Raw genomic sequence first — 10,796 nt, 5'->3', positions numbered from 1 at the left:
TAAATCATCGACCAAGAAAGTGTCTTAATTGGTGTACACCTTATGAAATTTTCACTGTAAGTCTGTTGCAGTTAAATTGACAATTCATCTAATAAAAAAACTAGCATCCTTTGTCATTCGAATGGACATATTTATGTCTTCATCCAGAATAAACTTGATGCTAGCTTTCAATATTTTCTCTTAATTACATTGATTCAGGTGCATTAACACCAACTAAATCTAACGCATTGCGCAATGTGATTCTAACAGCGTCAATTAATGCAATTAATGCTGTTGTTTTTGCTACATCATCTGTTAATACTTTTTCAGCATTGTAGAATTTGTGGAAATGTGACGCTAAATCTTGAATATAATTAGTGATTCTGTGTGGTGCTCTATGTTTGGCAGCACTTTGAATCGTTGTTTCAAATTCAGCAACTTTCTTTAATAAATCAATCGCTTTATCATTGGTAATTAATGAATAATCCGCATCTGTAGATGGTGTGATACCTTGTTCAGCTGCTTGTTTCAAGATTGAACAAATACGTGCGTGTGCATATTGCGCATAATACACAGGATTATCTTGAGACTCTTGTTTTGCAAGTTCCATATCAAAATCAAAGTGTGTATCTGGACTACGCATTGTTAAGAAATAACGAGCCGCATCGACACCTACTTCATCCATAATTTCACGTAATGTAATTGCATTACCCGTACGCTTACTCATCTTGACTTCTTGTCCGTCTTGCATTAAACGTACCATTTGCATTATTTGAATTTCAAGGCGCTCACTGTCTACACCAAAAGTTTCTAGTGACGCTTTTAGACGATTAATGTAACCGTGATGATCTGCTCCAAATAAGTTAATAAGCGTGTCATTGCCACGTTTTATCTTATCAAAGTGGTAAGCAATATCTGGTAAGAAGTACGTATAATTACCATCATTTTTAATTAATACTCTGTCTTTATCATCTTTAAAGTCTGTTGTACGTAACCATGTCGCACCGTCTTGGTCATACGTATATCCAAGTTCAGACATCTTATCTAATACTTCAGTGATTTCATTTTTTTCATATAATGACGTTTCACTAAACCAATTATCGAAGTGTGTATTAAAGTCCGCTAAGTCTTTTCTTAATTTTTCCATTTCATAATCGACGCCTAGTTGTCTAAATGTCTTAATGCGTTCATCTTCTGATAAATCTTTAAGTTCAGGTTGTTTTTCTGCTAAATCTTTACCAATATTGATAATGTCTTTACCATGATAACCACCTTCAGGCATTTCAAACGAATCATCGCCAAGTGCTTCAAAGAAACGCGCTTCAATAGAACGTGCTAAATTCGTAATCTGATTTCCTGCATCATTAACATAATATTCTCTCGTTACATTGTAACCCGCTGCCGTTAAAATATTCGCAAGTGTATCACCTACAGCAGCATTACGTGCATGACCAATATGTAAATCACCAGTAGGGTTTGCAGATACATATTCTAATAAAATATTTTCGCCATTTGAATGTTCTGTACTTCCAAATTGTTCCCCTTTATTAATTGCTTCAGTGATGATTTCAGTTAAGTAACTGTTGTCTAAATAGAAATTAATAAAACCTGGTCCAGCAATTTTCACTTTTTCAACATTAGCTGCGGATGTGTCTAAGTGATCTACAATAGCTTGTGCAATTTCACGCGGATTACGTTTCGCAATTTTTGTTAGTACCATGGCAATGTTTGTTGAATAATCTCCATTGGCATTATCTTTTGGTATTTCTACTTTGATTTCTGGAATTTCACTCGCGTCAGCAAGTTGTGCTTTAATAACACTGTTATTAATTTCTTCAATCAATGTTTGTTTGACTTGATCAATTATATTCATCTACGATTGCTCCTTATAAGTGATTTCATATTGATATGTGCCCATTTTCTCGTCATCTTGTATTAAATCATAGTGTACTTTTAATTTGCCACCATCATCCATCACAAAATGTAAAATTGAATGTGTGCGTACAGTTAATGGAATACGTCCACCATTAATTTCGTATAGCGTCATCGTGTCTGCACCTTCGACAAAATGCAGATTCATATTAATTTCGCCTTTGCGAATAATTTTTACGCCTGACGATTCTATTTTGACAGTAACATTTACAGTGATATTATCAATTTCTTCTTGATATCGTATAAATTCTGCATTACGTTTTTGCCAAGAGCCTTGTGTTTTTACTGTGAATTTCTCTTTATTATCAAACTGTTTCACAACTTGTTTCGTTTGGATATCAACATTGTTTTCCAATGTACGTTTCACCCTAATCTTTTAAAATAATACAGACCATTATAGCACATATGATAGGCGCATTACAGATACGAAATCGTTTTTCCTTGTACAAACATGTTGGCTTGCAACGTTATTTACTTCTAAAAAAGCCGGGACATAAATAATGTCCCAGCCTATATATACCATGATTAGTTTTCAAGTGCTTCATGTAGCGCTTTTTCCGAATTGTTCCACATGTCTAAATCATGTGTTTGAAGAAAATCCTTCAAGACTGCCTTGTTTTCCTCACCAATATGCTCAATTTCAATTTGATGTTTCATAGATTTATCCATCATATTGACATGTTCAGACATGCTTTTATATCCTCTACGAATACTTTTGTTCACTAATAAATAACAACCTGTTACACCGGCATAATACGGCCCATGCTCGCCTCGTTCAGTTGTGACCCAACACAACCAATACTCTTTGGCTTCTTCACCTTCGACCGTTTCTTTATCGTTAATCCACTTAACACCTTTTTCCACGCTCGAACGCGCGTGCATACCACCAATGTCGATAAATGCTTCTTTATTTTGCACATCTATAAAGACAGGTGCTACATTATCTAAACTAATCGAACCAATATTAGTTCCTTTATGTCCATCAAGCGGATCATTTTTAATGATATTAAATTTAAAGCCTTTGTTTTCAGCCACAATTGCACCTCCAATGTGTATCTATGCATACTATGATTATCTGCTAATTATTGTACTATCTATATGATTAGGAATTCAATTCATCTAAAATACTATTTATTGCGTTTTTAACTTGCTCATCTTCAATTGCTGCGATACGCTCTTTCGGATAATACAACTTATAGTCTTCTCTATTAATCCCCGTGATACTGTGAATGACCAATGATTGACTACTTATTTCACGAATTTTGCCATTGCGTTTTAATAGGTGAATCGGTTGGCGATCTGAGCCAGGTCGATCATAGTCGTATGGTAAATCCGAGAATGATTCACTGACGAAATAATAATTAGGATCAATATCTCCTTGTATAAAGAGATCAGTTAATTCAGTAATTGTAATAATGGAACCATCGAATGGCATATATTTAAATAAGTCTCTATTAATAAAGCGGCGAGATAAATCGCTTAATATTTCATCTTCTTCATTAATCCATGCTTTCAAATAGTAAAGTACAACGGATTCATCTAAATCAACGTATTGCTCTATCGTCATTGCTTCTTCAAAAAACGGTACAAAATCAGTTGGGTACATTTTAAAGGTATAACCTTCATTATATAATTGCTTCGCACGTTTCAAACAATTATTTAATAATACTTCCCCACCTCTACTTACCGGATGGAAGTAGATTTGCCAATACATTTGATAACGACTCATGATGAAATTTTCAACGGCGTGCATTCCACTTTCTTTAATCAGCACTTCATCTTTTGAGGGACGCATTAATCTAAGTATGCGTTCCATATCAAATTCACCGTATGAAACGCCTGTGAAATAAGCATCACGTTGCAGGTAATCCATTCTATCTGCATCAATTTGTGAAGAAATCATTGAAATAACTAACTTATTGTCATGTGTTTTATTAATAACATCGGCGACTTGTTGTGGAAAATCATCCGATACACGACTTAACACAGCATTGACTTCTGTAGAACCCGTAATAATTGCTTGTGTAAATGCTTCATGATCTGTATTAAATATTTTCTCAAAACTATGTGAAAATGGGCCATGCCCTAAATCATGCAATAAAGCCGCGCATAACGCTAACGGTCTGTCATCATTGTTCCAAGCTTCACGACCATTAAATGAATCATCAATAAGTCTACGTACGATTTCATAAACGCCTAGCGAATGTCCAAATCTGCTATGTTCTGCAGTATGGAATGACAAATACAGTGTCCCTAATTGTTTGATTCTTCTTAAGCGTTGAAATTCTTTTGTCTTGATTAAATCCCAAATAACTTGATCTCTGACATGAATATATCTATGAATCGGATCTTTAAATACTTTTTCCTCTGGTAACTTTTGCGTTGCATAAGCTGTAAATGTCAATGTAGTCCTCCTATTCACGAGACTAGAACATGTTATTTTTCAACGTCTCTTTCATCGTTTTGGTTATAAATTATAAAAGTCTATTGTCACGAATTCGATTGAGCCGCGTTGAAATTCACTTATTTTATTATTTGGTTTCTACACCACTCATTAGGTTAGTTTTACGTAGCAATGCTAAATCCATAGCTTCCCCATACATGACATGTGTATACGAACGTATTTTTTCAAATCCTTTTTGTTCATAGAAAGCCACTGCTTCATCATTTTTATTATCAACTTCTAAAAAGACTTCATTATACTGATCTTTAAAGTAATCTAGCCCTTCTTCTAATAACTTAGAGCCATAACCATGATGCTGCCATGATGGTCTAACATAATGCGCTGATAAAAATAATTCTGTCCCATAGATAAACGTTGCGAAACCAATGATTTCGTCTTCTTCTTCCACAACTAAAAATAATTGATCTTCTAAGCGTTTAAGTAAATGCTGTTCATTATATGAAGCAGCTAGTAACTCATTAACTGTTTTAGCCGCATATATATTTAAGTACGTATTATACCAAGCTTTCGTTGCTACATCTCTGATGCCTACAACATCTTCTGGTGTTGCTTTTCTAATTTTATGCATGTTGCTCTCCCCCTATTTAAGATAGGTAATAATAGCTACATTATATCATATCTTTAATATTCAAAATACTTTAACTATCTATACAAAAAAGGTTTGGGCAATTTGAAAAATCACCCAAACACTCTAATTAAATTTATGATTGATCTAACGTTTGCTGCCATTCTTTAGCACGATTCAATGCGTAGACGTCTTTTTGAATATCTCCTGGTCTCTCAGCCGTTCCAATGATATATCCGTCTAGTGTAGCTCCTAAAAATTCCAGACTATATTTGATTTGTGTAATACATGGTTTAGCCTTAACCTTCGGACAATCTCCACCCACAATAATCAATCTGAAATCTTTTTCCGCCATTTTCGTTCTAAAATCGCTATACTTAGGATCCATCATAGTTTCAGACCAATGATCTATAAATGCTTTTATAGACGCTGATACGCTATACCAATAGACTGGAGATGCAATAATCACCGTATCACTCTCCAACACTTTGTCTATAATTGATTTATAATCATCGTCATAAGATGTTATATGCTTCCCATCATGTCTAACATCTCTAACTGGATTTAATTGGTATTTTGTTAAATCTATCCATTCGTAGTCATGTCCATCTATGGCCATCTTAGTTAAATGCGCAGTATTACCTTCTGGACGACTACCTCCAAATAAAACTGTGATCATAATATGCTCCTTCTACTACCGTTTTAAAAGTATCCCAAAAAATTCATAAATATGCATTTCCATAAATTAACTAAATATATTTGATAATTCTACACTAAAATTCAGAATTACTAAATAGTTTATATAAAATACTATTATTATTTAAACTATTTGCTCAAAAATAGAAGCGATATATCATACAATCCATGTATATCTTTTAATAAAACATTATAAAAATAAATCGTGAGTAATCAAACTTAAATACTCCCCACTGCTAGCTATTTTCCAGGAAATAATTCGTTGATTTTTTCAATTTCTTCGTCCGTTAACGTAACATCTAACGTCGTTAAATTATCGACCACTTGATTTGGACGTTTAGCACCGGGAATCACAATATCAAGCGATGGCTTAGTTAAATAATATGCCAAGACAATATGTGCAACATCTACGCGATGATTTTCTGCAATGCCACGTAATTGCTCTATTTTATCAAGGTTTTCTTTAAAACGTTCACCTTGAAATTCAGGATTTTTAGCACGTATGTCGTCAAATTCTGCATTCTCGTTGTACTTACCTGCAAGTAAGCCTGATACCAACGGGAAGTAAGGTACAAAGGTAATGTTATTAGCTGACGTATAATCAAAAATCGCTTCATTTTCACGATTAAGTAAGTTATATTCCATTTGAACAACATCAACATAACCATCTTTATTCGCTTCTTTCAACTGTTCTAAGCTGAAGTTAGATACACCAATGGCTTTAATTTTACCTTCTTCTTTTAATGCCTGTAATGCAGCTACCGCTTCGTCTTTTGGTGTGTTTTCATCTGGGAAATGAATATAATATACATCGACATAATCTAGTTGTAGGCGCTGTAAACTTTGTTCCACTTGTTTTCTTAAAAACGCTGGATCATTAGAATACTTTTCGTTTCCATTATCATCAATATAATGCGCCCCTTTAGTAGCAATCGCAAAATCTTCTCTCGCAAATTCTTTGACTGCTTCACCAATTAATTCTTCAGAACGTTCCGGCCCATAGATATATGCCGTATCTATTAGTGTCATACCATTTCTAATTGCTGTACGAACAATTTCTTTCCCTTGTTCTTCATCTAAATTATTATAGAAATTATGTCCACCAACAGCATTTGCACCTAATGCCACTGGCGTCACTTTAACATCTGATTTTCCAATTTGTACTTTTTCAGTCATATTTATCTCGCTCCTTTTATAAATATCAAATCTGACATCATTACTTGTCGTCGTGTTCTAAATTCAGAACATAATGCTTTCCATGAATGCCATTGCGCACAATAACAAGTTTTAATATTTACTATTTACCCTTTTATATTGAATTTAACAACTATCTAAGGACAAATCATCTAAGAGCCAGTTTGTATATCTATAAGACTATCTATTTCAAATTTATCACGTCATTATGCCACCTTAAATCATTTTGCTCAACTGCTTAATACTTAATCCTTTAACTTTTTATAATAACTAAAAAAGTTGCGATTTCATCTAATTCCTTAGACTAAACCACAACTCAATTGCGCCGTTTTATATTTAATTATTGTGCACTTTTACGTTTGGCAAGTTTCTCTTTTAATTTCTTATCTTGCTCTTCTTTTCGACGTTTACGTTCTTCATTTCGTAACCTTAGACGTTCCTCTTCCTCTGGGTCTCTCGGTTTTTGCAGTTGCTTAACAACTTTATCCATCAGTTCATCTTCAGTGAGTGCAGCAAGGGGACGATTGTTCACAAAAGCAAATGTCTTGCGACGACCAGGACCACAATATGATTGGCAACCTATTTCGATTTCTGCATCTGGGTCTAATTTTGTTAATTTTTTTTCAAGGGATTTACAGTTCACACCTTGGCAGTCATCACAAATCAGAAATTTATTTTGCACCTACAACCTCTCCTTTCTCAGTGTTCACACCTCATACGTCATTGTATAACAATCGACTCTATATTTTTATGCGTGCTCATTTCAGTATCTTTAACTCTAATTATTTTACGCTCTTTTGATAAAATTTCAACCTTTAAAATCATTCCCATGTTGCACTTTTACTATATATTATTCTTTGTCCAAATATGTCTACATAAATTAAAAACAGTATGCCCTCGCTAGATAAGCATACTGTTTAATACACAACCATTTTATTGACCGTGATATATATTAAATTCTAATGGTTTCACTTCGTTTTCTAACCATTCTTTGTAAATCAGCTGTTTATTTACATCACTGTTAATTATAGTAATACCACAGTCTCCACCACCAGCGCCTGATGTTTTAGCAGCGCCTCCATGTTTTTCAGCTATAGAGCATAAAACTTTCAAATGCGCAGTTTCTATATCAATCGTAGCCTCTTTATCCATGGATTGAATAATTTCGCGATTCGTTCTAATCATCTGTTGGACACCTTTAATATGGTTCGTCTTAAAAGCATGGATAAGCTTTTCAACACAGAGGTGAGAACGCTCTAGGAACTTACCATAAAACGTAGGATCCGCCTTCAAACGTTTCACTTCACTCACGAGATGATGTGAAGATGCTGGTGAACCCGTCCATCCAATTAATACTTCCATATTTTCAGGTGGTTGTAATGGCTCTATGTGCAAACCGGGCCAATTTTTATTTAACACATCATTAACAGAGGTATCTTCGATTTGTTGAGAGACCCATTCATGATCAAATGTACTATATGCTAACCACCCCGTATATATACTTACTGCAATGTCACCACATGAACTTAAACTTTGTAATTTCATGTTAGCGATGACTGCTAATTTGTATATATAAAGATTTGATAAATGTGTTTCATAAAATTCATTCAATGCTTTTACAACAGAGACAAGTACAGCAGCACTGGAGCCCAAACCATATTTATGACCATTTGCATCATCTAAATTACTATCAATCGTTAAGTTAAAATGTTTCAAAGGTATATGATTACTGCGCACATACTGTTCAAACACTTCAATGGCAGTAATGACGTACTTCAATTGCTTTGCTGCATGTACATCTGACACCACAATTTTATCTTCATGTCTTTGGAACGTTACAGGATCATGATGTAATGTCTTAGAATGTATTGTGCCTTGAGATGCAGTCGCGTCTTCTATTGCGGCCGTTACAAACCGATCCACTGCAATTAATACAGATTTATAGCCAGGTTCTGTGACTGCATATTCACCTGCAATATAAAGTTTACCTGGTGCTTTAACTTGAATCATGTTATCTCTTCCTTACTCAATAATTTCAACGCCTGTACTTGTAATGTCGCTCGCAATAATTTGTTCTTCACTAAATAATTGATGTAATGCATCTATCACAGCTTGTTGATTTTTCTTTTCTACTAAAATTTTCACATTTGGTCCAGCATCCATTGTAAAGTAACAAGGATACCCAGCTTCTCTACATTGATGCACAACGTTCATAGCGAGATAACTATCATCTACCATATATGTAAATGGTGGTTGTGCACCTAAATTTGTAGCATGCATACGCAATCCATTTGCCTCAATGACTTCACCCATTTTTTTAAAGTCCTTTTGTTTAATTGCATGTTTAACAGCAGTGATATCTTCATCTACGTGGTCTAACCAATATTGGTAAAAGCGTGAAGTGTCTCGTGTTAGAGACATGCCCGCACGGCTAGAAACTTTTTTCGATTTATTATTAATCACAACAAAAATCATTGCTAAATCATCTTCCCAATGATCTGCTTCAATAGGAAAACTGTATGATGTAGCATCATCATACCCTTTTTCCCATTCTACAAAGCCACCGTAGATACTTCTTGACGCTGATCCAGAACCTCTACGTGCTAATCTGGATAACGCTTTACCAGATAATCCAAGGTTTAAAGCTTTGTCACACGCAGCTGCTAATACGGCATAAGCACTTGCTGAAGATGCTAAACCGGCAGCAGTAGGGACATAATTTTCACTTTCGATGCGTGCATACATCGTTGTCTCTGCTTGCGCTCTAACGATATCCATATAGCGACTGATTTTTTCTGCTTCTTTACCTTCAACCATTTCGCCATTCAATACCAAGATATCTTTAGTATATTCAGGGTCAAAAGTTACTTTCGTCTCAGTATAAAATCGCTCTAACGTCACAGACAAGCTATTGTTCATAGGAATAATATACGTTTCGTCTGCTTTCCCCCAATATTTAATCAGTGCAATATTTGTATGTGCACGTGCTTTACCACTATTCACCAACTTAATTACCCTCCTAAGTACTCAATCCAAGTATGATGTGCGCCCAATTGTTTGGCTGAAGCAGCAATTTGCTCTGCCGTTTCTAAATTAGAAGCAAGTACAATCATACTTCCACCACGGCCACCGCCAGTTAATTTCCCAGCAATTGCTCCATTTTCTTTACTAACCTTCAATATTTCTTCTATTTTGTCATGACTTACTGTTAGTGTTCTCAAATTATCTTGACACAAATTAAAGATTGTAGCTAATTGTTCAAAGTTATGATGTTCGATAGCTTCACTTGCCTCATGTACAAGTGTACCAATATGTTCAACATATTGCAGATATGCACTATCTGTTTTACATAAATTATGTACATCTTCTACTGCTTGTTTAGTAGAACCGCGTACGCCAGTATCGATTACAATCATATATCCATTTAAATCTAAAGGTTTAAGCGTTTGAACCGACCCTTGTTTAAACCATACGGGTTTATTTGAAACGATTGTTTGGGTGTCGATACCGCTCGGTTTACCATGCGCAATACGTTCTGCCCAGTTAGCTTCTTCAATCAACACTTCATCCGTTAATGGCTCATTCAAATAATCGTAACTCGCGCGCACAAAAGCAACCGCCATAGCTGCGCTAGAGCCTAAACCTCTAGACGGTGGCAGATTTGTATCAATCGTTACCTTTACTGGTGTTTCAATATTATATTTTTCAATAAAGCGAGTAATCACCGCTTTTAAATGTTCCGGTGCTTTATGTAATGCACCGTCAAATACATCACTCTTAATATAAGAATCTTTCAAGTCTGCTAGAGATTCTATTTTTGCTTTTACTTTTCCAGTTGTAAATGGAATCGCAATTGCTGGTTCACCAAACGTAACGGCATGTTCACCTATCAAAATCACCTTGCCATTCGCTTCCCCGTATCCTTGTTGTGCCATATTTTCAATCACCTTTAGTTTTTTCTTTAAA

Annotated in this window: 11 protein-coding genes; all 11 read right to left on the bottom strand. The window is 34.9% G+C overall.

Annotated features, from left to right (window positions below; all coding sequences use genetic code 11):
• Window positions 1-184 precede the first annotated feature (184 nt).
• Window positions 185-1,852, bottom strand: a complete 1,668-nt coding sequence (argS, locus tag ACSULM_RS10075) for an arginine--tRNA ligase (protein ID WP_436862491.1) — start codon at window positions 1,850-1,852, stop codon at window positions 185-187.
• Complete coding sequence (locus tag ACSULM_RS10070) at window positions 1,853-2,266, bottom strand: DUF1934 domain-containing protein (RefSeq protein ID WP_436854956.1); 414 nt, start codon at window positions 2,264-2,266, stop codon at window positions 1,853-1,855. It abuts the gene before it with no gap.
• 170 nt (window positions 2,267-2,436) lie between these two features.
• Window positions 2,437-2,946 carry a YwhD family protein gene (locus ACSULM_RS10065; RefSeq protein ID WP_436862490.1) on the bottom strand — a complete coding sequence of 170 codons (510 nt, stop codon included), beginning with the start codon at window positions 2,944-2,946 and terminating at the stop codon, window positions 2,437-2,439.
• A 67-nt stretch (window positions 2,947-3,013) separates the two neighbouring features.
• A complete protein-coding gene (locus ACSULM_RS10060; RefSeq protein WP_436862489.1) occupies window positions 3,014-4,315 on the bottom strand; it encodes an HD domain-containing protein in 1,302 nt (433 codons plus the stop codon).
• A 127-nt stretch (window positions 4,316-4,442) separates the two neighbouring features.
• Window positions 4,443-4,943 (bottom strand): N-acetyltransferase family protein, encoded by a 501-nt coding sequence (locus tag ACSULM_RS10055; RefSeq protein WP_436862488.1) that lies wholly within the window; start codon window positions 4,941-4,943, stop codon window positions 4,443-4,445.
• A 133-nt stretch (window positions 4,944-5,076) separates the two neighbouring features.
• Complete coding sequence (locus tag ACSULM_RS10050; RefSeq protein ID WP_436862487.1) at window positions 5,077-5,619, bottom strand: flavodoxin family protein; 543 nt, start codon at window positions 5,617-5,619, stop codon at window positions 5,077-5,079.
• Between the two features lie 257 nt (window positions 5,620-5,876).
• Window positions 5,877-6,812 carry an aldo/keto reductase gene (locus ACSULM_RS10045; protein WP_436862486.1) on the bottom strand — a complete coding sequence of 312 codons (936 nt, stop codon included), beginning with the start codon at window positions 6,810-6,812 and terminating at the stop codon, window positions 5,877-5,879.
• A gap of 358 nt (window positions 6,813-7,170) precedes the next feature.
• On the bottom strand, window positions 7,171-7,512 hold the full coding sequence (locus ACSULM_RS10040; RefSeq protein WP_069994262.1) for a DUF1450 domain-containing protein: 342 nt from the start codon (window positions 7,510-7,512) through the stop codon (window positions 7,171-7,173).
• A 251-nt stretch (window positions 7,513-7,763) separates the two neighbouring features.
• Window positions 7,764-8,840, bottom strand: a complete 1,077-nt coding sequence (locus tag ACSULM_RS10035) for a phosphomevalonate kinase (protein ID WP_436854948.1) — start codon at window positions 8,838-8,840, stop codon at window positions 7,764-7,766.
• 12 nt (window positions 8,841-8,852) lie between these two features.
• The gene (mvaD, locus tag ACSULM_RS10030) at window positions 8,853-9,836 is read right to left on the bottom strand and encodes a diphosphomevalonate decarboxylase (RefSeq protein ID WP_436862484.1); all 984 of its coding nucleotides are present in this window, start codon (window positions 9,834-9,836) and stop codon (window positions 8,853-8,855) included.
• A gap of 5 nt (window positions 9,837-9,841) precedes the next feature.
• Window positions 9,842-10,765 (bottom strand): mevalonate kinase, encoded by a 924-nt coding sequence (gene mvk, locus ACSULM_RS10025; RefSeq protein WP_436862482.1) that lies wholly within the window; start codon window positions 10,763-10,765, stop codon window positions 9,842-9,844.
• Window positions 10,766-10,796: the final 31 nt, after the last annotated feature.

This window comes from Staphylococcus caeli, assembly GCF_051413795.1.
In the GTDB taxonomy this organism is placed as follows: domain Bacteria; phylum Bacillota; class Bacilli; order Staphylococcales; family Staphylococcaceae; genus Staphylococcus; species Staphylococcus caeli_A.
Note: the sequence above shows the minus strand (reverse complement) of the source record. Positions and strands in the feature narration are given on the sequence as shown.

Excerpts from the sequence above, each read along its gene's own strand:
- argS (WP_436862491.1), bottom strand. The coding sequence starts at position 1,852 with ATGAATATAATTGATCAAGTCAAACAAACATTGATTGAAGAAATTAAT.
- ACSULM_RS10055 (WP_436862488.1), bottom strand. The coding sequence starts at position 4,943 with ATGCATAAAATTAGAAAAGCAACACCAGAAGATGTTGTAGGCATCAGA.
- ACSULM_RS10050 (WP_436862487.1), bottom strand. The coding sequence starts at position 5,619 with ATGATCACAGTTTTATTTGGAGGTAGTCGTCCAGAAGGTAATACTGCG.
- ACSULM_RS10045 (WP_436862486.1), bottom strand. The coding sequence starts at position 6,812 with ATGACTGAAAAAGTACAAATTGGAAAATCAGATGTTAAAGTGACGCCA.
- ACSULM_RS10035 (WP_436854948.1), bottom strand. The coding sequence starts at position 8,840 with ATGATTCAAGTTAAAGCACCAGGTAAACTTTATATTGCAGGTGAATAT.
- mvk (WP_436862482.1), bottom strand. The coding sequence starts at position 10,765 with ATGGCACAACAAGGATACGGGGAAGCGAATGGCAAGGTGATTTTGATA.